22 protein-coding genes and 1 tRNA gene are annotated in these 25,957 nt (G+C 41.0%); 4 read left to right on the top strand and 19 right to left on the bottom strand.

Annotated elements, in window-relative coordinates; all coding sequences use genetic code 11:
• The first annotated feature begins 86 nt into the window (after positions 1-86).
• Both OQ279_RS10965 and OQ279_RS10960 read left to right on the top strand, forming a co-directional pair.
• A complete protein-coding gene (locus OQ279_RS10965) occupies positions 87-332 on the top strand; it encodes a hypothetical protein (RefSeq protein ID WP_266069967.1) in 246 nt (81 codons plus the stop codon).
• A 72-nt stretch (positions 333-404) separates the two neighbouring features.
• Complete coding sequence (locus OQ279_RS10960; protein WP_266069966.1) at positions 405-914, top strand: OmpH/Skp family outer membrane protein; 510 nt, start codon at positions 405-407, stop codon at positions 912-914.
• Positions 915-1,076: 162 nt separating this feature from the next.
• Here the strand turns inward: OQ279_RS10960 and guaB are convergent, their stop codons facing one another.
• The 5 genes from guaB to OQ279_RS10935 all read right to left on the bottom strand — a co-directional run bounded on the left by guaB (position 1,077) and on the right by OQ279_RS10935 (position 7,279).
• Positions 1,077-2,549, bottom strand: coding sequence for an IMP dehydrogenase (gene guaB / locus OQ279_RS10955; protein WP_266069965.1), 1,473 nt, complete (start codon positions 2,547-2,549; stop codon positions 1,077-1,079).
• Positions 2,550-2,625: 76 nt separating this feature from the next.
• Positions 2,626-4,512 (bottom strand): ATP-binding protein, encoded by a 1,887-nt coding sequence (locus OQ279_RS10950; RefSeq protein WP_266069964.1) that lies wholly within the window; start codon positions 4,510-4,512, stop codon positions 2,626-2,628.
• Positions 4,513-4,564: 52 nt separating this feature from the next.
• Positions 4,565-5,428, bottom strand: a complete 864-nt coding sequence (locus tag OQ279_RS10945; protein ID WP_266069962.1) for a hydroxymethylglutaryl-CoA lyase — start codon at positions 5,426-5,428, stop codon at positions 4,565-4,567.
• A gap of 214 nt (positions 5,429-5,642) precedes the next feature.
• Positions 5,643-6,260, bottom strand: coding sequence for a LysE family translocator (locus tag OQ279_RS10940; RefSeq protein WP_266069960.1), 618 nt, complete (start codon positions 6,258-6,260; stop codon positions 5,643-5,645).
• The gene (locus OQ279_RS10935; protein WP_266069958.1) at positions 6,260-7,279 is read right to left on the bottom strand and encodes a quinone-dependent dihydroorotate dehydrogenase; all 1,020 of its coding nucleotides are present in this window, start codon (positions 7,277-7,279) and stop codon (positions 6,260-6,262) included. The genes OQ279_RS10940 and OQ279_RS10935 overlap by 1 nt, the downstream gene beginning before the upstream one ends.
• 110 nt (positions 7,280-7,389) lie before the next feature.
• Between OQ279_RS10935 and pepT the strand changes: the two genes are divergently transcribed.
• Positions 7,390-8,631 (top strand): peptidase T, encoded by a 1,242-nt coding sequence (gene pepT / locus OQ279_RS10930; protein WP_266069956.1) that lies wholly within the window; start codon positions 7,390-7,392, stop codon positions 8,629-8,631.
• Positions 8,632-8,985: 354 nt separating this feature from the next.
• Here pepT and OQ279_RS10925 read toward each other — a convergent pair.
• The 4 genes from OQ279_RS10925 to idi all read right to left on the bottom strand — a co-directional run bounded on the left by OQ279_RS10925 (position 8,986) and on the right by idi (position 10,335).
• Positions 8,986-9,059 (bottom strand) — tRNA-Thr (locus OQ279_RS10925).
• Positions 9,060-9,072: 13 nt separating this feature from the next.
• Complete coding sequence (locus OQ279_RS10920) at positions 9,073-9,339, bottom strand: hypothetical protein (protein ID WP_266069955.1); 267 nt, start codon at positions 9,337-9,339, stop codon at positions 9,073-9,075.
• 70 nt (positions 9,340-9,409) lie between these two features.
• Positions 9,410-9,820 (bottom strand): 6-pyruvoyl trahydropterin synthase family protein, encoded by a 411-nt coding sequence (locus OQ279_RS10915; RefSeq protein WP_266069954.1) that lies wholly within the window; start codon positions 9,818-9,820, stop codon positions 9,410-9,412.
• Positions 9,817-10,335, bottom strand: coding sequence for an isopentenyl-diphosphate Delta-isomerase (idi, locus tag OQ279_RS10910; protein ID WP_266069953.1), 519 nt, complete (start codon positions 10,333-10,335; stop codon positions 9,817-9,819). Before idi ends, OQ279_RS10915 begins: the two co-directional genes overlap by 4 nt.
• 139 nt (positions 10,336-10,474) lie before the next feature.
• Between idi and OQ279_RS10905 the strand changes: the two genes are divergently transcribed.
• Positions 10,475-12,061, top strand: coding sequence for a peptide chain release factor 3 (locus OQ279_RS10905; protein WP_266069952.1), 1,587 nt, complete (start codon positions 10,475-10,477; stop codon positions 12,059-12,061).
• Between the two features lie 76 nt (positions 12,062-12,137).
• On the opposite strand, the gene OQ279_RS10900 is transcribed toward OQ279_RS10905, so the two are convergent.
• The 10 genes from OQ279_RS10900 to rplA all read right to left on the bottom strand — a co-directional run bounded on the left by OQ279_RS10900 (position 12,138) and on the right by rplA (position 25,949).
• Positions 12,138-12,920: a BamP family beta-assembly machinery protein gene (locus OQ279_RS10900; RefSeq protein ID WP_266069951.1), complete on the bottom strand. Its 783-nt coding sequence runs from the start codon at positions 12,918-12,920 to the stop codon at positions 12,138-12,140.
• 2 nt (positions 12,921-12,922) lie between these two features.
• Entirely contained in the window at positions 12,923-13,690 is a 768-nt protein-coding gene (locus tag OQ279_RS10895) for a BamP family beta-assembly machinery protein (protein WP_266069950.1), read from the bottom strand.
• On the bottom strand, positions 13,687-14,013 hold the full coding sequence (locus OQ279_RS10890; protein ID WP_266069949.1) for an Mpo1-like protein: 327 nt from the start codon (positions 14,011-14,013) through the stop codon (positions 13,687-13,689). Before OQ279_RS10890 ends, OQ279_RS10895 begins: the two co-directional genes overlap by 4 nt.
• An 88-nt stretch (positions 14,014-14,101) precedes the next feature.
• On the bottom strand, positions 14,102-15,295 hold the full coding sequence (locus OQ279_RS10885; protein ID WP_266069947.1) for a hypothetical protein: 1,194 nt from the start codon (positions 15,293-15,295) through the stop codon (positions 14,102-14,104).
• Between the two features lie 231 nt (positions 15,296-15,526).
• The gene (locus tag OQ279_RS10880) at positions 15,527-15,853 is read right to left on the bottom strand and encodes a DUF3467 domain-containing protein (protein WP_266069946.1); all 327 of its coding nucleotides are present in this window, start codon (positions 15,851-15,853) and stop codon (positions 15,527-15,529) included.
• Positions 15,854-15,969: 116 nt separating this feature from the next.
• Positions 15,970-20,271, bottom strand: a complete 4,302-nt coding sequence (gene rpoC / locus OQ279_RS10875; RefSeq protein WP_266069944.1) for a DNA-directed RNA polymerase subunit beta' — start codon at positions 20,269-20,271, stop codon at positions 15,970-15,972.
• A gap of 64 nt (positions 20,272-20,335) precedes the next feature.
• Entirely contained in the window at positions 20,336-24,148 is a 3,813-nt protein-coding gene (rpoB, locus tag OQ279_RS10870) for a DNA-directed RNA polymerase subunit beta (RefSeq protein WP_266069943.1), read from the bottom strand.
• A gap of 132 nt (positions 24,149-24,280) precedes the next feature.
• Positions 24,281-24,658: a 50S ribosomal protein L7/L12 gene (rplL, locus tag OQ279_RS10865; protein ID WP_266069942.1), complete on the bottom strand. Its 378-nt coding sequence runs from the start codon at positions 24,656-24,658 to the stop codon at positions 24,281-24,283.
• A 58-nt stretch (positions 24,659-24,716) separates the two neighbouring features.
• Positions 24,717-25,238: a 50S ribosomal protein L10 gene (rplJ, locus tag OQ279_RS10860; protein WP_266069941.1), complete on the bottom strand. Its 522-nt coding sequence runs from the start codon at positions 25,236-25,238 to the stop codon at positions 24,717-24,719.
• 12 nt (positions 25,239-25,250) lie between these two features.
• Positions 25,251-25,949, bottom strand: a complete 699-nt coding sequence (gene rplA / locus OQ279_RS10855) for a 50S ribosomal protein L1 (RefSeq protein ID WP_266069940.1) — start codon at positions 25,947-25,949, stop codon at positions 25,251-25,253.
• Positions 25,950-25,957 lie beyond the last annotated feature (8 nt).

Genomic DNA, 25,957 nt, shown 5'->3' with positions numbered 1-25,957 from the left:
GCAGATAAAACGAAAGAATTTCACAAAAATTTTACTTTTGGCGTGGCTTTCGCTATGCTAAAGTCAAAGAAGCCAAATTTCATCTCATGTCTAAAGAACGCAAACTAAAACTTATCTGGGATTTTCGTGGCCCTGATTCCGAAATTACCGCCAAACATCACGCTCATCACTTACAGGAATTCTTTAATAACAACGCTTTATCAATAAATATTTTGGGTAGCGAAAAATTATCTGAAACACATGCCATTGCCTTTTTGGTAGTGACTAACGATGAAATGCCGGCGGTTCGTGACGCTCTAAAACCTCATCGCGGACAGCTTTATGAAGATTAATAAAAAAATATTTTCTTAAAATCTTCATAAATGCCTCTGCTCCTTTATATTTGCGAAAATCAAAACAAAATCATGAAAAAATATCTTTTAGTTTTAAGCTTTACCTTCCTTAGTCTAACAGCCTTTGCACAGTCAAAAATAGGAACCATAGATGCCGATTATATCCTGAACCAATTGCCTGAAATGGCCCAGGTCAACGAAGGACTCAAAACCTACAATGAAGATCTTCAAAAAGAACTTGAATCAAACGTTACTAAGTACGAAACCCTGGTAAAAGACTATCAGGCAAACAGCACAACCTTTTCTGAAGAAGACAGAAAAACAAAAGAATCAGAGATCATGGGGCTTGAAAATGACATAAAAGGTTTTCGACAAAAAGCCAGCCTAATGATGCAGATGAAGAGAAATGAACTTACCAAGGCACTTTATGAGAAGATTAATGCTGCCATGCTACAGGTGATCCAGGAAGAGAATTACACCCAGATCTTCCATGCCGGCGGAAATAGCCTGGCCTATTCTGCTGAAGAATTTGATATTACCATGAAAGTTCTTGATAAATTAGGAATTGTAGTGAAAGAATAAATTTAGTGATCAGCAGTCAGAAGTGCTGCAATGACTGAAGGTCAATCTCTGAAATCATTGACACAGCTAAAAAAAGGAGGGTCTCAAAAATGCCATTTTTGAGACCCTCCTTTTTTTTGGGCTTTGCTATCTACTCTTAACTACAAACTCCTGAACTATGAACTATCTGCTGTAGTTAGGTGATTCTTTCGTGATCGTTACATTATGTGGATGGCTTTCGTTTATTCCTGAAGCTGTTATCTTCACAAACTTAGCCGATTCCTGCAAGGCAGCAACATCTTTTGCCCCGCAATAACCCATTCCGGCACGCAGGCCTCCTATAAACTGGTGGATACTTTCATAAAGATCCCCTTTGTAAGGCACTCTTCCTACTATACCTTCGGGCACCAGTTTTTTGATATCATCTTCCACATCCTGAAAATATCGATCTTTAGAGCCTTGTTTCATAGCTTCTACAGATCCCATTCCGCGGTAAGATTTGAATTTTCTTCCTTCGTAGATTATAGTTTCTCCCGGCGATTCTTTGGTACCTGCCAAAAGTGAACCCAGCATCACGCAATCGGCTCCGGCAGCAATAGCTTTTGGAATATCTCCTGTATAGCGAATTCCTCCATCGGCAATTACAGGAACGCCGCTGCCTTTAATGGCTGCTGCAACTTCCAGTACGGCCGAGAATTGTGGAAAACCTACCCCGGCAACCACTCTTGTAGTACATATTGATCCTGGACCAATTCCTACTTTTACAGCATCGGCTCCAGCTTCTACAAGATATTTGGCAGCCTCGGCAGTAGCAATATTTCCAACCACTACTTCCAGGTCGGGGAATTTTCTTTTCACCTCCTTAAGTACTGTCACCACTCCTTTAGTGTGCCCGTGGGCGGTGTCTATAACAATAGCATCCACTCCTGCTTTCACCAAAGCTTCGGCCCTTTCAACTGCATCACCGGTAACGCCTATGGCAGCGGCTACGCGCAGCCTTCCGAAGGAATCTTTATTGGCAATAGGTTTTTGGGTAAGCTTTGTAATATCCCTGAAGGTGATAAGGCCAACAAGTTTATCTTCAGAATTAACAACGGGCAGTTTTTCAATCTTGTTCTGCTGCAGTATCACTTCGGCATCTTCAAGGGAAGTGCCTTCGGCTACTGTAACCAAATTCTCAGAAGTCATTACTTCCGAAATTGGCCTGTTGTTATTTTTTTCAAACCGCAAATCGCGATTTGTCACTATTCCAAGTAGTTTTCCATCCTCATCAACAATGGGAATACCACCAATACTATGCTCCCGCATATTTTCTTTAGCGTCTTTCACCTTTGCTGTAATTGGGAGGGTGATAGGATCAATGATCATCCCACTTTCTGCCCGCTTCACTTTTCGCACCTTGAGCGCCTGCTCTTCGGCGGTCATGTTTTTGTGCAAAACACCAATTCCTCCTTCACGTGCAATGGCAATAGCCATACGTGATTCGGTCACAGTATCCATAGCTGCGGAAACAATAGGCACATTGAGGCCAATGTTGCGGGTAAACTTAGATTGAATATTAACTTCGCGGGGAAGGATTTCTGAAAAGGCAGGGACTAAGAGTACGTCATCGTAAGTGAGTCCTTCGCCCAGGATCCTGGAGGTGTGTGCGATCATGGCAATTAAGATTTAATTGCGTGCAAATATACATTCTTTTCGCCAGAAGAGAGAATTATATTTGATTAATTCATTTTCAGGCTTTCCGGAAAGCTACAATGAACTCTGCTCCCTTACCTGGATGATTTTTGATATCAAGTGTAGCTTCATTAATTCCTAGAAAATGCTTGACCAGCATAAGGCCAATTCCGGTACCTGTTTCCATACTCGTACCAATTTCTGAGATCATACGGTTATTAAATTTTTTAATCTCATTAATTTTCTCCTGTGATATTCCCTCTCCCCCGTCAAGTATGTTCATAAGCACAGTCTCTTCCCGCTCTTCAAAGCTGATGTTGATTTCTTTTCCCTCGCGGGTAAACTTTATGGCGTTTGATAGTAAGTTGTGCAGAATAACAGAAATATGACCGCGATCTACCATTACAGGGGACAGGTCTTCAACTTGTTGCTGAATAAATTTGATGTTTTTACGTTTGGCAATGAGATAATAGGCCTTTATAATTTTTGATGCCTTTTGCTGAAGGTCAACTTTTTCTATGTTCACTTTACTACCCTCCAGCTGTGAGTTGGCCCAGTGCAAAAGGTTTTGCAACATTGAAGAAGTACCTGAAACCTGCACCAGCATTTCATCTAGTAGAGATGCCTGCTCTTCTGGTGTAAAATCACCCGATTTAATAAGCCCCAGCAATTGCTCTAGAGAAGCCAATGGAGAACGCAGGTCATGAGAAAGGATTGAAAAAAGACGGTTTTTCGCCTCGTTCATTTCTGAAAGATCTTCATTTTGCCTGGAGATAAGGCGATTTTGCTCAGAAATGGTCTGGTTCTTTTTTTGAAGTTGCGTAGTAAATTGCTCTTTTTGCCGAATGTTCTTTCTAAACATAAAGGCCAGGATCAATAACAATAAAACTGCCAGTACCAGGATACCAAGAAATATCCTGTTGGTAAAAAGCTGTTTTTCTACCGCTTTTTTTTCTAACTGCAGCTTTAAATTCTCCCCTTCTTTGCTCTCCAGCTGGAGTAAATTTATGGCCCGCAGTTTATTTTGATTGTAAAGGGAGTCACGGTATTTTTGATTTAATGCCAAATACTCAAAGGCCTCAGCAGTTTTCCCCTGGCTTTGGTAAACATTTGATAAGATCCCGGTATTCCTTTCCAGGTCCCAAATAGATTGAAGGTCCCTGGCAAAAACAAGTGCTTTTTGACCCATCTCTTCTGCCTGCTCATACTTTTCCTGTGCAGCGTAAACCTGGGCCAGCCCTGCATGAGCAAAAGATTTTTCCCAGTTACTAGGTTCGGTTTGATGGTTGAGCACCCGAAAATAAAATTCTATGGCTTTGTCGTAATTCCCACGGAAAAAGTTGATCTGGGCAATTCGGTTTAGTGCAAGGTGCTCCACATCTATGCGCCCGGCCTTCTTAGAAAGCTCCAGCGCCGTTTGAAGGTTATCCAGCGCCTTTTCGTATTCCTCCACTTCAATTTGTGAGATGGCAATATTAAGATAGGCAGGATTTGCCCTTGCAGGATCACCAGATTCATTATAAGCATCAATAGCCTCATTAAAAAGATTAATTGCCGCTCTATTCCTGTCAATCCCCTGCTGAATTAGCCCCTGCCCCACCAGACTTTTTGCCATGGACAGTTGATTTCCGGTTGCCTGATAGATCTCTAAGGCCTCCAGATAATGCTGAAGAGAAAGATCGTAGTTCCCTTTTACATAGTAGGCATAGCCATAAGCATAAGCCACATCTGCCCTATCTTCAGGGTCATTGGATGCTGCAGCCAGAGCATCTGCTTTCTCAAGGATTTTTAACGCTGTTAAAAAATCATTGTTAAGCATAGAAAACCCTTTATCTACATAAAATGCAACAGAATCCTGCTCCTGTTGCCACTCAACATAAACTGAAGAATAAGCACCCGGAAAAAATAAAAGGGCAACAAAAAAACAGATATAATTACGCTTCAAAAATGGCATTTTAGAGTGCAATTATAGATATAAATTTTGAAACACTACTCTTCTAATGGTAAGTTGAAAATATTTTTGTTGCTTCATTATGAGATGATTCAAAGCTCATCATTTTAACATTGGTATCGTCTTTTTTAGAAGTGAAGTAAGACAGTAATTTTTCTGTAGGCATGTTTCCTGTAAGCTCGTCTTTTGCCATTGGGCAGCCACCAAATCCCTGTATCGCACCATCAAATCTTTTGCAACCCGATTTATAAGCCGCATCTACTTTTTCAAACCATTTTGCGGGAGTGGTATGAAGGTGTGCCCCAAATTCTATTTTTGGATACTTCGGAATTAAATTTGAATACAGATAAGTTATAATATCGGGGGTGGAACTTCCAATAGTGTCTGAGAGCGAGAGGATCTTTACACCCATTCCGGAGAGTTTTTCTGTCCACTCCCCCACAATCTCCACATCCCACGGATCTCCGTAAGGGTTTCCAAAACCCATAGACAGGTATGCCACCACTTCTTTACCCGAAGCATCGGCGATATTGAGGATCTCCTGCAGGGTTTCAACAGATTCGGCTATGGTCTTATGGGTATTTCGCATCTGGAAGTTTTCAGAAATCGAAAAAGGATAGCCTAAATAGTCTATTTCAGGATGTTGGGAAGCATCCTGGGCGCCCCGTGTATTCGCAACGATGGCCAGCAGCTTACTTTGTGTTCTCGAAAGATCGAGTTTAGATAAAACTTCAGCAGTATCGGCCATTTGAGGAATCGCTTTTGGAGAAACAAAACTTCCGAAGTCAATAGTGTCGAATCCGCAGCGCAATAAAGACTGAATGTACTGAACTTTTTTTTCTGTAGGAATGAAGTTTTTAATTCCCTGCATAGCGTCTCGCGGACATTCAATAATTTTTAATTTCCCCATGAGTCAAATATAGAATTTAGTATTGAGATATGAGAATTGAGATTCTGAAGTAGGAAGTAGAAGTTTTTCGCCATAAACTTGTTTCAGGGCCTTATTTTAATGTTTACCCCGGCACCGATTACAAATCCGCGCCATCTTATCAGAAAGAAGCTAAGGGTTAACTGCTAAAGGATAATACCCTCTTCTCAGTTATAACTACTTAATAATCTCTACTCTATACCAATATAAACACGCCAATCCCAACGAAGACCACCACCTGCACCCACTTAAAAATCTGGCCTGAGGCAGGGTGCTTTTGAAGATAGACAGAAATTTTTCCTGCAAGAATAGCAACGGCTGAAAAAATAAGGAAAGCCTGAAGCATGAATAGAAAACCGAGAACGTAGAACTGGTAAACGGTATTGCCTTGTGGATCCCAAAGGAATCCCGGGAAAAAGGCGAGAAAGAAAATGGCGACTTTAGGGTTTAAAACATTCATTAAAAATCCCCTTTTAAAGAGGGCAGCTAATTCCTTCTTTTGCTCGGCAGCCGGCGCTTTGACGGTTATTGTCGAATCGCTTTTGTAGACCTTCCAGGCCAGGTAGAATAAATATGCCGCTCCCAAGAGCCTGATCATTAGAAATAAATTTTCGGACTGCTTAATTATTGCTGAAATCCCAAAAGCCACAAGGCTGGTGTGAACGATAATTCCGCTTACCAGGCCAAGGGCAGTAACAATTCCGTGTTTTTTCCCATTGGTCATACCCTGGACCAATACATAAATTATATCGGGGCCGGGAGAAAGGGTGAGCAGCGCGGCAGCTGCAAGAAAAGCTATGAGTTCTCCCGCCACTAGGAACGTGCTAGAATTGCCTGATTGATCTTCTTCACTAACTGCGGCCCTTCATAAATAAAACCTGTGTAAAGCTGTACTAAAGCGGCCCCTGCCTCAAGTTTTTCAATAGCATCTTCGGGAGACATGATGCCTCCTACTCCAATAATTGGAAATGCTTTATTGCTTTTTTCTGAAAGAAAACGAATAACCTCTGTTGCACGTTTAGCTAACGGCTGTCCACTTAGCCCTCCTGTTTCATCTTTGTCTGCTGAAGTGAGACCTTCGCGGGAAATGGTGGTGTTGGTGGCTATAACTCCGGCAATCCCGGTTTCTTTTATAATATCTATGATATCTAGGAGCTGGGAATCTGTAAGATCGGGTGCGATTTTAAGCAGGATTGGTTTCTGCACCGGGCGCTTTAAATTTTCCTGTTGCAGGGTATTGAGTAGCTTAGTTAGCGGTTCCTTATCCTGTAGCTCCCTAAGGTTTGGTGTATTGGGAGAACTTACATTGACCACAAAATAATCTACCTGCTCAAAAAGGGCATTAAAGCAGATCAAATAATCATCAACAGCTTTTTCATTGGCCGTGACTTTATTTTTACCAATATTTCCGCCAATAAGAACTCCGTTGTTCTTTTTCAGTCTTTCTACCGCTTCTGTCACCCCTCCATTATTAAAGCCCATCCTGTTGATAATGGCTTTGTCTTCTTTTAGCCTGAAAAGCCTTTTTTTCTCATTTCCCGGTTGAGGTTTTGGCGTTAAGGTTCCTATTTCAATAAATCCGAAGCCAAAATTAGAAAGTTCTTTATACAGCTTTGCATCTTTATCAAACCCGGCAGCCAGGCCTACGGGGTTAGGAAATTTTATTCCGAAGACTTCCCGCTCCAGCCTTTTATCTTCAACTACAAATTGTTTTCGAACAAGTTTTTGGCTTACGGGAAGAAGAAACAATTTCCGAAGAGCAGAAAAGGTGAAATAATGCACCTTCTCCGGATCAATATTGAAAAGCAGGGGCCGGATTATCTTTTGATACATGAAGTGGGTTTTGCACAAAATTAACACAAAGCTGCATAAAAAAGTATGAAAATAGAAAAGGTTTTGAACCTACTTTTTATATCGCTACTTTTGGGAAAACTACCTTAAAAATGACTAATAAGCAGCAAATCATTGACCGCTTTTTAAGCTATGTCAAGATAGATACTCAAAGTGACGAAACAAGTGAATCAACTCCCAGCACAGAGAAACAGTGGGATTTAGCCAATAAATTAAAGGCCGAATTAGAGACCATGGGCATGCAGGAGGTGAGCATAGATGAACATGCCTATGTAATGGCCTCCCTGCCGTCAAATGTTGCACATGATGTGCCGGTAATAGGTTTTGTAGCTCATTTTGATACCACGCCCGACTTTTCGGGAACAAATGTGAATCCGCAGATCATCGAAAATTATGACGGAAAAGACATTATACTGAACAAAGAAAAGAACATCGTTCTATCACCCGAATATTTTGATGACCTCCTACAATACGAAGGACAAACCATCATTACTACCGATGGTACCACCCTACTGGGTGCCGATGACAAAGCAGGAATTACCGAGATCATGGAAGCCATGAAGTATCTTATTGAACATCCAGAAATTCCACATGGGAAGATCCGGGTTTGTTTTACGCCCGATGAAGAAATTGGTCGCGGTGCACACAAATTTGATGTGGAGAAATTTGGGGCAGAATGGGCGTATACTATGGACGGTAGCCAGGTTGGTGAACTGGAATTTGAAAATTTCAATGCAGCCGGTGCCGTTGTGAAGGTAAGCGGAAAAAGCGTGCACCCGGGTTATGCCAAGGATAAAATGATAAACAGCATGTATATTGCTATGGATTTTATTAACTCCCTGCCACGCCTTGAGACTCCTGAACATACTGAAGACAGACAGGGCTTTTTTCACCTCAACGCAATTGAAGGCGATGTGGAAGAAACCACGCTTCATTACATTATTCGCGACCATGACCGGGAGCATTTTGAAGCCCGTAAGGAAATGATCAAAGATCTTGCAGCAGAGATATGCAGCCAATATGAAAGAGATTGTGTGACTGTAGAAGTAAAAGACCAGTACTACAACATGAGAGAGAAAGTAGAACCGGTGATGCATATTGTTGATTTTGCCGAGGCTGCAATGAAAAAAGCAGATGTCACGCCAATCATCAAACCAATTCGTGGTGGTACCGATGGAGCTCAACTTAGCTTTAAAGGCCTTCCCTGCCCTAATATCTTTGCCGGTGGCCATAATTTCCACGGAAAATATGAATATGTGCCGGTAGAAAGTATGCAGAAAGCGGTGGAAGTAATTGTACAAATAGCCGAACTTACAGCTGAAAAGTATAAGTAAAAGTCGGGATAAATTACAAATCCGCGCTAGCCGTAATAAGACCTCACAGGTTTCAAAAACCTGTGAGGTCTTCATTTAAAACCTGGTGAGTAATTGCAGCTCATTAATATACTACCCAATGGCAGTACTTGAAGAAAGTATTAAATTGGATGCACCCGGCCTATATAGTGAATGGCAAGAAAGTAGTTTCAATAGCTGCATTTCAAACAATCACTCGTATAAATCACCTCCCAAAAAGTTAGCCTTATGAAGCTTTTTATCCTTAGAAAGGAAGAAGCTTCTTTCGCGCAGGAGTTTATCGTCCTTCACATAATTTCATAAAAAAAACCTCTCAAAAAATTGAGAGGTTTTCTGAGCCGATGGAGGGACTCGAACCCACGACCTGCTGATTACAAATCAGCTGCTCTAGCCAGCTGAGCTACATCGGCGAATGCTTTATTACTATAAAGCGTTTATTTTTTCTACAAGGACTTTGGCTTTAACCTCAAATTCCTTCTCTATACCTCTAAAATGTTGTTTTTTATTCTCAATATCTTTTTGGTTCATCTTTCCTATCAATTCGTCAAAATCTGATATCGCCTCATCGACAACTTTTTCAGATTTAGAAGGATCTTCATCAGGGTGGGTAATCTGGTGCAGATAAGCCGCCTCAATGATGTCTCCAAAGACGTAATTCATATCTCTCTTTAATGTTCTTCTATTCGCCATCTTTCGCGTAATTTTTCAGGTGCGAATTTACACTATTTCTCAATTCAAAAAACAGTTTTTTACAAAAAAATTATTCTCCTTTGTAAGTGACATAATTCCTGGGGGTTTCATATAAGGTCACTTCAAGGTCGAGATGTGGCTCCAGCTCTAGTCGCAGCTTACGCCATATTACAATAGCAATATTTTCAGCAGTGGGGTTTAAGTCTTTGAATTCCGGAACTTCTACGTTGAGATTCTTATGATCAAAAGGCACTTCGATCTTCTCATAGATCAATTCTTTCAAATTTTTAAGATCCATAACAAAACCTGTTTCCTGATTGATCTCTCCCGTAACGGCCACCACTAACTCATAATTATGACCGTGATAGTGCGGATTGCTGCACTTCCCAAAGACCCGGCGGTTCTTCTCATCATCCCAGTCTTTTCTATGCAACCTGTGCGCCGCATTAAAATGCGCCTTCCTGTTTACCGTTACTCTCATTGCTGGATGTGCTTGTAGTATTTATCAAAAATAATTTTAAACCAGGCCGTATATATTTCGGGATTGTCTTTCATATCCTTCTTCAAATCTTCAAGAGACACCCATTTATAAGCATGTGCTTCTTCAGGATTTAAATTTGGCTCCTCATTATAATAGCCCACAAGAATGTGATCAAATTCGTGTTCGGTAAGACCGTTGTCAAAAGGGGCCTTATAAATAAAAGAAACAGTATCTTTTAATTCTGTAGAAAACCCCATTTCTTCCTGTAAACGCCGCTTACCTGCTTCAATATTGGTTTCCCCTTCTCTCTGGTGGCTGCAGCAGGTATTGGTCCAAAGCCCGGGGGAATGATATTTACCCAATGCGCGCTGCTGGATCATGAGCTCGTTCTTGTCATTAAAGACAAAGACCGAAAATGCCCTATGCAGCAAAGCTTTTTCATGAGCTTCCATCTTTGGCATGAGCCCAATTTGCTCATCTTTTTCATTCACCAGGATCACTTGTTCTTCTTTCATCGCAAAATTTGAGCTTCAAATGTACAAAATCAGGCGGGAAATCCATTTTTTCAGACTTCAGAAAAGAAGTAAAACGAGTGAAGGCGTATAGCATTAATTTCACGATCAAATAATTATCTTTGCAGCCTTAAATACAAGTATGAAGTTTTCAGAAGAGATCAAGAGAAGAAGGACCTTTGGGATCATTTCCCACCCCGATGCCGGTAAAACCACATTAACCGAAAAGCTACTGCTATTTGGTGGAGCTATTCAGGAGGCGGGAGCGGTAAAATCGAACAAGATTAAAAAAGGGGCAACCAGTGACTTCATGGAAATTGAGCGGCAAAGAGGGATCTCGGTAGCCACTTCTGTACTTGCTTTTGAATATGAGGGAACCAAGATCAACATTCTTGACACCCCGGGACACAAGGATTTTGCTGAAGATACTTTTCGCACCCTTACTGCCGTAGACAGCGTAATTGTTGTTATTGACGTTGCAAAAGGGGTTGAGGAACAAACTGAAAAACTGGTGGAAGTTTGCCGTATGCGCAACATCCCCATGATCGTGTTCATTAACAAACTTGACCGGGAAGGAAAAGATGCTTTTGAATTACTCGATGAGATTGAGCAAAAACTTAACCTTACCGTTACTCCACTTAGTTTCCCCATTGGGATGGGTTACGATTTTAAAGGTATTTACAACATCTGGGAACAAAACGTAAACCTGTTTACGGGCGACCCGAGAAGGGATATTGAAGAAACCGTTGAGATTTCGGATCTTGAATCTAACGAACTTGATAAACTTATTGGCGAAAAGGCCGCCGGCACTTTAAGGGATGAGCTTGAACTTGTGCACGGGGTTTACCCCGATTTTGACAAAGAGGCTTATCTGGCCGGAAACCTGCAACCTGTATTTTTCGGTTCTGCCCTAAATAACTTTGGAGTGCGGGAGTTGCTGGATTGTTTTATCACAATCGCGCCTCCTCCAAGGCCAAAAGACAGCGATATCAGAAAAGTGGAACCTTCCGAAGATAATTTTACGGGCTTTGTTTTTAAGATCCACGCCAACATGGACCCCAAACACCGCGACAGGCTGGCATTCATTAAGATCGTTTCCGGAAAGTTTGAGAGAAATACTCCTTACCTGCACGTAAGGCACAACAAAAAGCTTAAATTCTCAAGCCCCAATGCCTTTTTTGCTGAAAGAAAAGAGATCGTAGATGTTTCGTATCCCGGAGATATTGTTGGACTTCACGACACTGGTAACTTTAAAATTGGAGATACCTTAACTGAAGGGGAAGAACTGCGATACAAAGGAATACCAAGCTTCTCGCCAGAACATTTCCGGTATATCAACAATGCCGATCCTATGAAATCAAAACAGCTGGAAAAAGGAATTGACCAGCTTATGGATGAAGGGGTGGCACAGTTATTTACGCTCGAACTTAACGGCCGTAAAGTAATTGGAACTGTTGGGGCACTGCAGTTTGAGGTGATCCAATACCGCCTTGAACATGAATACGGTGCCAAGTGTACCTACGAGAACCTGAACGTTCACAAGGCCTGCTGGGTAGAACCAAACGATCCAAAAAGTGAAGAATTCAAAGATTTTAAAAGGGTAAAACAAAAATTCCTGGCTATAGACAAACAGGGGCAGCTGGTTTTTCTTGCCGACTCTGCTTTCTCACTACAAATGGCGCAGCAAAAATATCCCAATATAAAATTCCACTTTACTTCGGAATTTTAGATCTTAAACTGAAATACCTTCCAAAAATGCCATTTTTGGAAGGTATTTATTTTTTAATGCAGTCTTTCAATAAGAATTACAATCGCTCCTTCACGAATTGGGGTGCTTTTAACTGGAAGAATTCTACAAGTTCAAGGCGTTTAGTTTCAGACAAAAGTCGGTAGTAGTTCCCATCTTCGGCGCAGTAATGCACAAAATCCCGAATTCTGTTTTCCGGAATAGAAAGATCTTCAAAAAAGGAAGTTGGAAGGGCTGCTACTCCCACATCTACCGCTTGAGCACGATCTTCATTGGCTGCAGCTTTTTGAAGCATTGCAGTTTTGCCATTCAAGCGATTTATTATTCCGTCGAGACTTACGTTGAGATTCCCGGGGGGATTATATTTTGAAGTGGTGCTTACGTTTGAGGCTGTTTTCAACTTTCGTTCAATTGAGGTGGGCCTCGGCGTATCGCTCATAGGAAAACCAAGATCGGCCTGGGTGAGTGTCGGGATGTTTTTTAGATCTGTGGTAAGATTGCCGCTAAGGTCAATATCGCTGATGTTCACTTCGGAAAGCTCATCAACTTTCTCCACGAGAAGCACTGTCAAAAATGGCTTTTTCAGCACCTCTTCTGTGATTGTAATTTCCCGAACCTCATATTGAACCGAAGAAAACAGAAGCGTATCATTGACACTGACTTCTACTTCAAATAAACCTTCAGAACTATTCGTTGTTCCCTGTTTTGAAGTTAAATTGATGATATTAATGGAAGAAACTTCGGCATCAGGTGTCAGGATCTTGCCCTTCAACAGAGATCTTTCCTGACCAAAAGAGGAAAAATAGACGATAAAGAAAACCAGGAAGCAGAAAGATCTCATTTTTACTCTTCTGAAGTTATTTGTTCTTCCTGCAGTCTTTCTGCTTTAAATTCGGGTGCCTTTGTTTCATAGAACTGCAGCAGTTCCAGACGCATATCTTCACGCAAGTGAGAAACAAAATCGGGATCTTTTGCGCAGAAATAAACAAAATCCCGTATTTGATCTTCAGTAATACCAAGATCTACAAAAAAAGACGCAGGCAGGGCGGTTTCGCCGGCATCAACTATTTGAGAAAGATCTTCCCAGGCTGCGGCCTTTTTCAGCATTTTGATCTTGCCATTTAACGTATTCAGAAGCCCATCAAGACCCGAGGTAGCTGTCATTAATTTTCTTTCAACCGAGGTGGGAGGCAAAACATCAGACATTGGGAAACCGATATCGGCCTGGGTAAGCGTGGGAATATTTTGAAGGTCGTTTGCGAGATTGCCACTAAGACTAATATTACTGATGTTAACTTCCCCGAGCTCATCAATTTTTTCGTCAAGAAGAACAGTCAAAAATGCCCTTTTTGATACCTCTTCTGTCACGACAATTTCTATAGGTTCATACTGGACCGAAGAAAAGAGGAGCGTATCATTAACGCTGACTTCAATTTCAAACCGACCATCGGCCTTATTTGTTGTTCCAAACTCTGAAGTAAGGTTGATGATATTGATAGAGGAGATCTCCCCCTCTTGTGTCAGGATCTTTCCCTTCAGCAGGGATTTTTCCTGTCCATATCCATAGAAAGCCAGGCACAGCAGCATGATAGTAAGATAAATTCTTCTCATGCCTGATCTTTTCGGGAGTCGAAATGTTTTCTTCCGAAGAGAATGTCGAAAAATAATTTAAAGTCTGATATAAGGCTCCAAAAAGGGTATTTGAAGGTCGCAGGTTTGTTCTTTTCAAAAAAGGCATGGCCTACCCAGGCAAAGCCGTAACCTACAAGAGGAAGAAAGATCCATTCCCACCCCCAGCCATTAATAATGGCCAAAAAAAGCATTACAAAAACAAGGAAAGTTCCCGTAAAATGCAGAATTCTGCTGGTTTTATTTTGATGCTCGGTAAGATAGAAGCGATAGAAGTCGCTATAATTTGTAATTTTTTCGGCCATATTTGTATTTTTCTTCAAACTACAAATTATATAACCTTAAAAGTCATCACTTTATTGCCTGCTTCACCTCCCCTCCAATTATTATTGGTTACAACTGGCGCTTTGAACCTCTCCCCAATCCACCCAAACCAAGCGTGAGGTAGTGCATATTTCCCGAATATCCATCCCTGAACTGAGGAGCAGAAAAGCCATATCTTAACCTTACAAACCAGTAGCTGTGTTTTGAGTCAGTTAGTCTAAAGAGTCCTGTGCCCCAGTTAAGTTTAAAGTCCGCATTAATTCCTGCGGTATAGGTTGTGGTAAAATCGTGACCGGCGTCTTCAATTTCCGGTTGTTTTTCAATATCATATTCTGTAGGACTTATAGATGTAGAGGCTATGCCTGCAAAAGGGGAAACTTTGAGACGGTTATTATCGATAACAGCATATCCAAGAGAGGCTTCGGGAAGTAACACCCTCACTTGCGAATTTTCTTTCCAGATCTTGGTATCGGAAGGCAGCTCTTTTTTGGTAAAACTGAAACCTATATAATTCCGAAGATATAAAGTTATTTTATTGTACTCAATATCAAAACCTACTCCCATTGGGATGCTATTTTGATAGTCTTCTGAAAGATTACCAGTAAATAATCCATAACCGGAAAAGAATTCAAAACCAAAACCCCATTTAGAAGGAATAAAAACATAGCGGATGTTTTCCCGAACATAATTCTCATAGGCGCTATCAGGATGGTTGGCAAGAAACTCATCGGCTAATGAATTGATCCGTTTTTGTTCCTGTAAGACCTCTTCGGAATCTGTTAAAAGATATTCAAGATACAACAGTAAAAAATCCTGATCTACAGTTTTTAGATCTGCCGCTCTCAACCTGTTTTTTACATGGTCTACAGAATTCAAAGTACTTTCACGAAGTTTGATAAACAACCTGTCATAAGTGGGTGGAATTTGCCGGGACATTTTTTCCCAATCTTCATCATCAAAGCTTGTAATACTGTGCAAAAGCTCCTCATAGTCTGTTGTCCAATAAAGTAATAACCAGTACTCACTGGGATATAGCGCAAGATAATCGTCATTTTGAACTTCGTTTACAAGATAATCTCTTACCTCGCTCACTTTTTGAAGGTCCCGTTCCATAAATTTGTCAAGCAACAAACTTCTTCCGCGAGAAATGATTTGAGATGTAGTGTTTGAGTAATCGAGAATTTCCTGTTGCAGGCTATCCTGCTGGGCTTGCATTGCAGAAAAAACAAGGAAGAACAATGAGAAAAATACAGAAGTACGCATCGGGATTATATTAAAAATTCCAAATGTGAAGATAATGTTAAAAAATACTATTTTAGTAGACCTGATAACAAATAAACCAGTCTTAAAATAAAAAGTTTTTCCTTATATTATTTTGAATCAAAGATGCTTAAAAGATTATTTACTAAATACATTAATTAAAAAAACCGAAGCTTTCACTTCGGTTTTTTTGGAGTTCAAAGATGACATTTTTGACACCTAATCTTAAATTGATTAAGCCTGCCCTGTAGGCCCGAAATTTAATGGAATATTAGGTTGGTCGTATTCCTTAATTTCCCCATGAGCTTTTTCGAACCTGTTCACATTGTCAGCCAAAGCTTTGAGTAGCCGTTTTGCGTGTTGGGGTGTTAAGATTATCCGGGATTTTACTTTACTCTTGGGAGTACCGGGCATGATGCTTACAAAATCGACTACAAATTCTGAAACCGAATGATTTATAATGGCAAGGTTTGAGTAGATACCTTCGGCTACTTTCTCATCAAGTTCTATATTGATTTGCCCTTTTTTAGACTTTTTTGGATTGTTATTTTCGTCGCTCATCAGTTGTTTTTTTTATTACCTATAAAAGTAAGGAAAATAAAAAGACCTCACAGGTTTTAAAAACCTGTGAGGTCTACTCTTTAAGTAAAAAAAGGCCGCTTTCGCGGCCTTTTTTCTTAGTTATAATTTACTTCCTGCTTTTTTTCAAGCATTTCGTCAAATTCTTCTTTAGAACCAACAATGATGTTTTCGTACTCACGAAGACCTGTACCAGCAGGGATTCTGTGACCAACGATAACATTTTCTTTTAGTCCTTCAAGTAGATCAACCTTTCCACTTACAGCTGCTTCATTCAACACCTTCGTAGTTTCCTGGAAGGATGCTGCAGAAATAAATGATTTGGTTTGAAGAGACGCACGGGTGATTCCCTGTAGTACAGGAGTTGCAGTTGCAGCAACTACATCTCTTGCAGTAACAAGATTCTTGTCTTCTCTTCTAAGAATTGAATTCTCATCTCTAAGGTCTCTTGGCGAAATAAGCTGTCCAGGCTTCAGATTTTCTGAATCTCCCGCATCTTCAACCACTTTCATTCCAAAGATCTCATCGTTTTCTTCGGTGAAATCATCCTTGTGCACCAATTGGTTTTCAAGGAAGATAGTATCTCCCGGATCTACGATTCTTACCTTACGCATCATTTGCCTCACAACTACTTCAAAGTGCTTATCGTTGATCTTCACCCCTTGTAGTCGGTAAACTTCCTGAACTTCATTCACAAGATACTGTTGTACAGCGCTTGGCCCTTTAATTGAAAGGATATCTTCAGGAGTAACAGAACCATCAGATAATGGCATTCCGGCACGAACATAATCGTTCTCCTGAACAAGGATCTGGTTAGAAAGCTTTACAAGATACTTCTTAACTTCTCCAAGTTTAGATTCGATAATGATCTCACGGTTACCACGTTTGATCTTTCCGAAGGAAACAACCCCGTCAATCTCACTTACCACAGCAGGGTTAGATGGGTTACGCGCCTCGAAAAGCTCGGTTACCCTTGGAAGACCTCCTGTAATATCCCCAGACTTTGAAGATTTACGTGGAATTTTCACAAGAATCTTACCTACACCAATTTTCTCATCATTGTCCACCATAAGGTGAGCTCCCACCGGAAGGTTGTAAGAACGAATTACTTCGTCTTTCTTACCTAGGATTTGAAGCGTTGGGATAAGCTTTTTATTACGGCTTTCAGAAATTACTTTTTCCTGGAATCCGGTTTGCTCATCTATCTCTACCTGATAAGTTACCCCTTGCTCGATATTCTCATACTTGATCTTACCGGCAAATTCTGAAATGATCACCCCGTTATAAGGATCCCACTGGCAAACTACATCGTCTTTAGAAACTTTGTCTCCGTTCTTGATGAATATCTGTGATCCATAAGGAATGTTGCTTGTACTAAGCACGATTCCAGACTTCTCATCTTTCAGTTTTAATTCTGAAGTCCTGGAGATTACGATCTCGGCCACACTACCATCAGGAGCTTCTCCTGTTACAGTTTTAAGGTCTTCGATCTCTGCAATTCCCGGAAACTTCGCGATCAATTTATTCTCTTCAGAAATGTTTCCTGCAATACCACCCACGTGGAAGGTACGAAGGGTAAGCTGTGTACCAGGTTCTCCAATAGACTGGGCAGCTACAACTCCAACCGCTTCTCCTTTTTGTACCGTTTTATTGGTAGCAAGGTTACGGCCGTAACATTTCACACAAATTCCTTTTTTAGCCTCACATGTAAGAGCAGATCTCACTTCTACGCTTTCAATTGGCGCATCGGTGATCTTCTTAACGATATCTTCATCGATCTCAACACCCGAAGCTACAAGCAATTCGTTAGTTAAAGGATTGTACACATCATGAAGCGCTGTTCTACCAAGAATACGCTCTCCAAGTGACTCTACAATCTCTTCATTCTTCTTCAATGGAGCTACATCTACACCTCTTAAAGTACCACAATCTTCTTCGTTGATGATCACATCCTGGGATACGTCAACCAAACGACGGGTAAGGTAACCAGCATCGGCAGTTTTAAGGGCCGTATCGGCAAGACCTTTACGGGCACCGTGAGTAGAGATAAAGTATTCAAGAATCGAAAGACCTTCCTTAAAGTTAGAAAGAATTGGGTTCTCAATAATTTCACCACCACCTGAAGTAGACTTCTTAGGCTTGGCCATCAATCCACGCATACCGGTTAACTGACGGATCTGTTCTTTAGATCCCCTCGCACCAGAGTCAAGCATCATAAACACAGAGTTAAATCCTTGCTGGTCTTCACGAATACGCTTCATCGCTAATTCCGTTAAGCCGGCGTTTGTAGAAGTCCAGATATCAATAACCTGGTTATAACGTTCGTTGTTGGTGATAAGACCCATGTTATAGTTGGCAATAATACCTTCTACCTGTTGGTTTGCATCATCAATCATGCTCTGCTTTTCCGCAGGGATAATAATATCCCCAAGACTAAATGAAAGTCCGCCGCGGTATGCATATCCATAACCCATTTCCTTAATAGCATCAAGGAATTCAGCAGTTTCGGGAACACTTGTAACTTTAAGGATGTTTCCAATAATATCACGAAGTGATTTTTTAGTAAGTACTTCATTGATATACCCGGCTTTCTCGGGTACTGCCTGGTTAAATAACACTCTTCCAACAGTAGATTCAATGATTTGGTAGACTAGTTCACCGGCCTCATTGAAATCTTTTGTTCTTATCTTAATAATGGCATTAAGTTCAACCATTTTCTGGTTGTAAGCAATAACCACCTCTTCGGGAGAGTAAAAAGTAAGCCCTTCCCCTTTCACCGGTCTTTCTTCGGTAGATTTCCTTGACTTGGTCATGTAATATAGACCAAGTACCATATCCTGAGAAGGAACAGTTACAGGAGAACCGTTAGCCGGGTTCAAAATATTGTGAGAACCTAACATTAACAGCTGCGCCTCAAGGATAGCCTCTGGCCCTAGCGGAAGGTGAACAGCCATTTGATCCCCATCAAAGTCGGCGTTGAATGCAGTACACGCTAATGGGTGTAACTGTATTGCCTTACCTTCAATAAGTTTAGGCTGGAATGCCTGGATACCAAGTCTGTGAAGGGTTGGGGCCCGGTTAAGCAACACAGGGTGCCCTTTCAACACGTTCTCAAGAATATCCCAAACAACAGGTTCTTTTTTATCTATAATTTTCTTGGCAGATTTTACTGTCTTAACAATACCTCTTTCAATCAATTTTCTGATCACAAAAGGCTTGTAAAGCTCGGCTGCCATGTCTTTTGGAAGACCACATTCGTAAAACTTCAATTCAGGTCCAACAACAATTACCGAACGTGCTGAATAATCCACACGCTTACCAAGCAGGTTTTGACGGAAACGTCCTTGCTTACCTTTAAGTGAGTCAGAAAGGGATTTCAACGGCCTGTTGGAATCAGTTTTTACTGCTGAAGATTTTCTGGTGTTGTCGAACAACGAATCTACAGATTCCTGAAGCATACGCTTTTCGTTACGCAAGATCACTTCAGGAGCTTTGATCTCCATCAATCTCTTCAAACGGTTGTTACGTATGATCACACGACGGTAAAGGTCGTTCAAATCTGAAGTTGCGAAACGTCCTCCATCAAGCGGCACCAATGGACGCAATTCTGGCGGAATGATTGGGATTACTTTCATAATCATCCATTCCGGACGGTTTTCGCGGTTTTTATTTGCATCACGAAGTGCTTCAACAACCTGAAGTCTTTTAAGGGCTTCAGTTTTACGTTGTTTTGAAGTTTCGTTATTCGCTTTATGTCTTAATTCATAAGAAAGAGAATCAAGGTCAATGCGTTGCAGGATGTCAATAAGACATTCGGCACCCATTTTAGCGATAAATTTATTTGGATCATTTTCATCCAGGTAAAGATTTTCTTGCGGAAGGGTATCAAGGATATTGAGGTACTCTTCTTCTGTTAGAAAATCCATCTTCTTCAACGGCGATCCATCTTCATTCTTGGCAATACCCGGCTGAATTACCACGTATCTCTCGTAGTAAATGATCATGTCCAGTTTTTTGGACGGAAGACCAAGCAGATAACCAATTTTGTTAGGTAAAGAACGGAAGTACCAGATGTGTGCAACAGGAACCACAAGGTTGATATGCCCCACGCGATCTCTACGCACTTTCTTTTCGGTCACCTCTACACCACATCTATCACACACGATCCCTTTATAACGGATTCTTTTGTATTTTCCGCAGGCACATTCGTAATCCTTTACAGGACCAAAGATACGCTCACAGAAAAGACCATCCCTCTCGGGTTTGTGCGTACGATAATTGATAGTTTCAGGCTTTAGGACCTCCCCGCGTGATTCGGCAAGAATCGACTCTGGAGAAGCTAAACCTATAGAGATCTTGTTAAACCTCTGTACTGTATTCTTATCATTATTTCTAGCCATAATAAATGGTGCTATCTAATTATTGTAAATGTTGTGCAGGACTTTCGCCCTGCACAACAAAGCTTTATTCTTCTAATCTAATATCTAATCCCAGACCTTTCAATTCGTGCATAAGTACGTTGAAAGATTCAGGTAGTCCCGGTTCTGGCATTGGCTCACCTTTTACAATGGCTTCATAAGTTTTGGCTCTTCCTATTACATCATCAGACTTCACAGTTAAGATTTCACGAAGGGTTGCCGAAGCACCGTATGCCTCCAGCGCCCAAACTTCCATCTCTCCAAAACGCTGTCCACCAAACTGAGCTTTACCTCCAAGCGGCTGCTGCGTGATCAATGAGTAAGGCCCAATAGAACGTGCGTGCATCTTATCATCAATCATGTGGCCCAACTTAAGCATGTAGATCACACCAACAGTTGCAGGCTGGTCAAAACGATCTCCAGTACCACCATCATAAAGATAGGTATGACCGAATCTTGGAATTCCCGCTTCATCTGTCAATTCATTGATCTGATCTATAGTCGCACCATCAAAGATTGGAGTAGCATATTTTCTACCCAATTTTTGTCCGGCCCATCCAAGAACAGTCTCATAGATTTGTCCAATGTTCATACGTGAAGGTACCCCAAGTGGGTTCAATACGATATCAACAGGTGTACCATCTTCAAGGAAAGGCATATCTTCCTGGCGAACTATACGGGCAACAATACCTTTGTTACCGTGACGTCCTGCCATTTTATCCCCTACTTTAAGCTTACGTTTCTTAGCGATGTAAACTTTAGCAAGTTTGATAATACCAGAAGGAAGTTCATCCCCTACAGAAATAGTGAATTTCTCTCTTCTTAAGTTACCCTGAATATCATTTTCCTTAATACGGTAATTGTGAAGAAGATCGGCCACCAAAGCGTTCAGGTGGTCATCTGTAGTCCACGTACCTTGTGTAAGGTGAGCATAATCATCAACTGAATTAAGCATTTTTTGAGTATACTTCTTACCTTTTGGAAGGATCTCTTCTCCAAGGTCGTTCATTACACCCTGGGCAGTTTTACCTCCAATAATAGCGAAAAGCTTATCTACAAGTTCACTCTTTAAAATGGCAAATTTTGCTTCATATTTTTTCTCAAGTGCCGCAACATCTTCTTTATCCTGAGCTCTCTTACGCTTATCTTTAATAGCGCGGGCAAACAATTTCTTGTCTATTACCACACCTCTCAATGAAGGCGAAGCTTTAAGAGAAGCATCTTTTACATCACCGGCTTTATCACCAAAGATTGCTCTAAGAAGTTTTTCTTCAGGGGTTGGATCGCTTTCTCCTTTTGGGGTGATCTTACCAATAAGAATATCTCCCGGCTTCACTTCGGCTCCAATCCTGATCATTCCATTCTCATCAAGGTCTTTTGTAGCCTCTTCAGAAACGTTTGGAATATCATTAGTCAATTCTTCGTTACCAAGTTTGGTATCTCTAACTTCAAGAGAATACTCATCGATGTGAATAGAAGTAAAGATGTCATCTCTAACAACTTTTTCTGAAATCACAATCGCATCCTCAAAGTTATACCCTTTCCATGGCATGAAGGCAACTTTCATGTTACGTCCAAGAGCAAGTTCCCCTGCTTCGGTAGCGTACCCCTGACAAAGCACCTGTCCTTTATTCACTCTGTCTCCTACTCTTACAATAGGCTTCAGGTTGATAGAAGTACCCTGGTTTGTCTTTCTAAATTTAACCAGTTCATAAGTTTTAGAATCTGAGTCAAAGCTTACCATGCGCTCTTCTTCAGTTCTATCGTACTTAATAATGATCTTTTGTGCGTCAACGTACTCTACAGTTCCTTCACCTTCAGCATTGATCAATACACGGGAATCTGTAGCTACCTGTCTTTCAAGCCCTGTACCAACAATAGGAGAATCAACTCTTAAAAGAGGTACTGCCTGGCGCATCATGTTAGATCCCATCAAGGCACGGTTCGCATCATCATGTTCCAAAAATGGAATTAACGAAGCAGAGATAGAAGCGATTTGGTTTGGTGCAACGTCCATGTAGTGAACCTGAGATGGCTCTACAACAGGGAAGTCACCTTCTTCACGTGCAATAACTCTATCGGCTTCAATAGTACCATCATCACTCATTGCGATGTTCGCCTGGGCGATCATCTTATCTTCCTCTTCTTCGGCACTTAGATACCTTGGCTCATCGGCAACATTCACTTTACCGTTGATTACTTCACGGTAAGGAGTTTCAAGGAATCCCATTGAATTCACTTTAGCATAAGCTGAAAGTGAGGAGATAAGACCAATGTTTGGTCCCTCTGGTGTTTCAATAGGGCAAAGTCTTCCGTAGTGCGTATAGTGAACGTCACGTACCTCGAACCCTGCTCTTTCTCTTGATAAACCACCAGGCCCAAGAGCCGAAAGACGACGCTTATGCGTGATCTCTGCAAGCGGGTTGGTCTGGTCCATGAACTGAGACAGCTGGTTGGTACCAAAGAATGAGTTGATCACAGAAGACAGGGTCTTCGCGTTGATCAAGTCAATTGGAGTAAATACCTCGTTGTCACGTACGTTCATTCTTTCACGAATGGTACGTGCCATACGGGCAAGACCTACACCAAATTGCTGAGACAGCTGCTCTCCTACTGTTCTTACCCTACGGTTAGAAAGGTGATCAATATCATCAACTTCTGCCTTTGAATTGATAAGTTCAATAAGATATTTTACAATGGTAATGATATCTTCACGGGTAAGCACCTGCTTATCCATAGCGATATCAAGACCTAGTTTCTTGTTCATTCTGTAACGACCTACTTCCCCAAGGTTGTAACGTTGGTCTGAGAAGAACAGTTTGTCAATAATTCCACGTGCAGTTTCCTCATCTGGCGGTTCTGCATTACGAAGTTGACGGTATATGTGCTCAACCGCTTCCTTTTCGGAGTTGGTTGGGTCTTTTTGTAATGTATTGTGGATAATAGCGTAATCTCCGGTTTGGTTATCCTCCTTGTGTAGCAGGATAGTTTTTGATCCGGTCTCTAATATCTCTTCAATATGGTCTTTATCAAGAACAGTATCACGATCTAATACAATCTCATTACGCTCAATTGAAACAACCTCTCCAGTATCTTCATCAACAAAATCTTCATACCAGGTGTTCAATACACGTGCGGCCAGTTTACGGCCAAGGACTTTTTTAAGTCCGGTTTTAGAAACTTTAACCTCTTCAGCAAGGTCAAATATTTCAAGAATATCTTTATCGCGCTCAAATCCAATGGCACGGAAAAGTGTAGTTACAGGTAATTTTTTCTTCCTATCGATATAGGCGTACATTACGCTATTGATATCGGTAGCGAATTCAATCCAGGATCCTTTAAAAGGAATTACACGGGCAGAATAAAGTTTTGTCCCGTTTGCATGGAAGGATTGTCCAAAGAATACTCCGGGAGACCGGTGCAACTGAGAAACGACTACGCGCTCAGCTCCATTGATACAAAAGGTCCCGCTTGGGGTCATGTAAGGAATCGTCCCAAGGTACACATCCTGAACAATAGTTTCAAAGTCCTCATGTTCCGGGTCTGTACAATAAAGCTTTAACCGTGCTTTAAGCGGTACACTATAGGTCAATCCACGCTCGATACACTCCTGAAGGGAGTATCTTGGCGGGTCCACAAAATAGTCTAAAAATTCTAGTACGAATTGGTTACGGGTGTCCGTAATGGGAAAGTTCTCCATGAAGGTATTGTATAAACCTTCATTTCCTCTTTCTTCTGATTTCGTTTCTAATTGAAAGAAGTCCTGGAATGACTTAATTTGGATATCCAAAAAGTCGGGATAAGCAGGCCTGTTCTTAACAGAAGAGAAACTCAATCTTTCAGTTTGCGTTGCTAACATCAATGGACGGAATTATGTTATTATAATAAAATGGGCGCGAAATAAACAAGAAATATTTATATACGCAAAATGGTTTAGACCTCAGAGAACCTAATCTCCGGGTCTAAACCTATATGTGTCTGTGGGTTTAGCTTATTTAAGCTCAACCTCAGCTCCTGCTTCTTCTAACTGTGCTTTTAATGCTTCAGCTTCGTCTTTAGAAACTCCCTCTTTTACTGGTTTTGGAGCACCATCTACCAATTCTTTAGCATCTTTCAAGCCAAGACCGGTAAGTTCTTTTACTAATTTCACTACGGCTAGTTTAGATCCACCCGGAGCTTTAAGGATTACGTCAAACTCAGACTGCTCTTCAGCGGCTTCTTCACCACCAGCAGCAGCACCACCAGCAACAGCAACAGCCGCAGCAGCAGGCTCGATACCGTATTCCTCTTTCAAAATATCAGCTAATTCATTAACTTCTTTAACTGTTAAGTTAACTAATTGTTCTGCAAAATCTTTTAAATCTGCCATTTTCTATCGTTTTTAAAATGTAATGTAATTTATATTTGTTAAAAAGTGCGTACTATGCTTACTCTTCTTTTTCAGAAAGAGTCTTAAGAATTCCTGCGATTTTACCACCACCAGATTTAAGTGCCGAAATAACATTTTTGGCAGGTGATTGTAACAGTCCAACGATATCTCCAATAACTTCTTCTTTAGATTTGATGTTAACCAGGGTATCCAGTTTATCATCTCCAATGAATATAGCCTCTTCAATAAACGCGCCTTTTAGTAAAGGGCGGTCAGATTTTTTTCTGAATTCTTTAATTACTTTAGCTGGTGCATTTCCAGTTTCAGAAAACATGATGGAAGTATTTCCTTTCAAAATAGAAGGAAGTTCTCCAAAATCTTTACCTGAACTTTCCATGGCCTTAGCCAAAAGTGTGTTCTTAACTACCGCCAGCTTTACGTTCGCTTTAAAACAAGCTCTACGCAAGTTTGATGTATTCAATGCATTTAAGCCTGAAATATCTGCTAGGTAAATAGTGGTATTATCAGCTAACTGGGCAGTTAAATCTTCAATTACTCTTGATTTTTCTTCTCTTGTCATAATCCAATAATATTATTGCTCAGTGAACCTTTTAGTATCAATTTCAACACTAGGGCTCATTGTGCTTGACATGTGGATACTTTTAATATACACACCTTTAGCAGCCGTAGGTTTCAATTTAACCAGGGTAGTTAATAATTCTCTTGCGTTACCTGCTATTTTCTCAGCTTCGAATGAAGCTTTTCCAATACCGGCATGAACAATACCAGTCTTATCTACTTTGAAATCGATCTTACCGGCTTTCACATCAGATACTGCCTTGGCAACATCCATAGTTACAGTTCCGGTTTTTGGGTTTGGCATTAAGCCTCTTGGCCCAAGGATACGTCCTAAAGGTCCTAGTTTACCCATAACGCTGGGCATAGTGATGATTACATCAACATCTGTCCAGCCACCTTTGATCTTATCAAGGTATTCATCTAAACCAACATAATCTGCGCCAGCTTCTTTAGCTTCTGCTTCCTTATCGGGAGTTACAAGAGCTAATACTTTAACGTCTTTACCAGTACCGTGTGGTAAAGTTACTACGCCACGCACCATTTGATTAGCCTTACGTGGATCTACGTTCAAACGAACAGCGATATCCACAGAAGGATCAAAATTCACATTGGTTATATCTTTTATTAAAGCCGAAGCCTCTGCCACCGAATAAGTCTTACCTTTTTCAATCTTAGATTGTGCTTCCTTTTGCTTTTTAGTCAATCTTGCCATTTCTAATT

Source organism: Salinimicrobium profundisediminis (assembly GCF_026241755.1).
In the GTDB taxonomy this organism is placed as follows: domain Bacteria; phylum Bacteroidota; class Bacteroidia; order Flavobacteriales; family Flavobacteriaceae; genus Salinimicrobium; species Salinimicrobium profundisediminis.
The sequence above is the reverse complement of the archived record's forward strand: the minus strand, read 5'-3'. Positions and strand labels throughout refer to the sequence as shown.

What these genes read in the sequence shown, in the direction of transcription:
- OQ279_RS10965 (WP_266069967.1), top strand. Translation starts at nt 87, where the DNA reads ATGTCTAAAGAACGCAAACTAAAACTTATCTGGGATTTTCGTGGCCCT.
- OQ279_RS10960 (WP_266069966.1), top strand. Translation starts at nt 405, where the DNA reads ATGAAAAAATATCTTTTAGTTTTAAGCTTTACCTTCCTTAGTCTAACA.
- guaB (WP_266069965.1), bottom strand. Translation starts at nt 2,549, where the DNA reads ATGATCGCACACACCTCCAGGATCCTGGGCGAAGGACTCACTTACGAT.
- OQ279_RS10945 (WP_266069962.1), bottom strand. Translation starts at nt 5,428, where the DNA reads ATGGGGAAATTAAAAATTATTGAATGTCCGCGAGACGCTATGCAGGGA.
- OQ279_RS10935 (WP_266069958.1), bottom strand. Translation starts at nt 7,279, where the DNA reads ATGTATCAAAAGATAATCCGGCCCCTGCTTTTCAATATTGATCCGGAG.
- pepT (WP_266069956.1), top strand. Translation starts at nt 7,390, where the DNA reads ATGACTAATAAGCAGCAAATCATTGACCGCTTTTTAAGCTATGTCAAG.
- OQ279_RS10920 (WP_266069955.1), bottom strand. Translation starts at nt 9,339, where the DNA reads ATGGCGAATAGAAGAACATTAAAGAGAGATATGAATTACGTCTTTGGA.
- OQ279_RS10915 (WP_266069954.1), bottom strand. Translation starts at nt 9,820, where the DNA reads ATGAGAGTAACGGTAAACAGGAAGGCGCATTTTAATGCGGCGCACAGG.
- idi (WP_266069953.1), bottom strand. Translation starts at nt 10,335, where the DNA reads ATGAAAGAAGAACAAGTGATCCTGGTGAATGAAAAAGATGAGCAAATT.
- OQ279_RS10905 (WP_266069952.1), top strand. Translation starts at nt 10,475, where the DNA reads ATGAAGTTTTCAGAAGAGATCAAGAGAAGAAGGACCTTTGGGATCATT.
- OQ279_RS10900 (WP_266069951.1), bottom strand. Translation starts at nt 12,920, where the DNA reads ATGAGATCTTTCTGCTTCCTGGTTTTCTTTATCGTCTATTTTTCCTCT.
- OQ279_RS10895 (WP_266069950.1), bottom strand. Translation starts at nt 13,690, where the DNA reads ATGAGAAGAATTTATCTTACTATCATGCTGCTGTGCCTGGCTTTCTAT.
- OQ279_RS10890 (WP_266069949.1), bottom strand. Translation starts at nt 14,013, where the DNA reads ATGGCCGAAAAAATTACAAATTATAGCGACTTCTATCGCTTCTATCTT.
- OQ279_RS10885 (WP_266069947.1), bottom strand. Translation starts at nt 15,295, where the DNA reads ATGCGTACTTCTGTATTTTTCTCATTGTTCTTCCTTGTTTTTTCTGCA.
- OQ279_RS10880 (WP_266069946.1), bottom strand. Translation starts at nt 15,853, where the DNA reads ATGAGCGACGAAAATAACAATCCAAAAAAGTCTAAAAAAGGGCAAATC.
- rpoC (WP_266069944.1), bottom strand. Translation starts at nt 20,271, where the DNA reads ATGGCTAGAAATAATGATAAGAATACAGTACAGAGGTTTAACAAGATC.
- rpoB (WP_266069943.1), bottom strand. Translation starts at nt 24,148, where the DNA reads ATGTTAGCAACGCAAACTGAAAGATTGAGTTTCTCTTCTGTTAAGAAC.
- rplL (WP_266069942.1), bottom strand. Translation starts at nt 24,658, where the DNA reads ATGGCAGATTTAAAAGATTTTGCAGAACAATTAGTTAACTTAACAGTT.
- rplJ (WP_266069941.1), bottom strand. Translation starts at nt 25,238, where the DNA reads ATGACAAGAGAAGAAAAATCAAGAGTAATTGAAGATTTAACTGCCCAG.
- rplA (WP_266069940.1), bottom strand. Translation starts at nt 25,949, where the DNA reads ATGGCAAGATTGACTAAAAAGCAAAAGGAAGCACAATCTAAGATTGAA.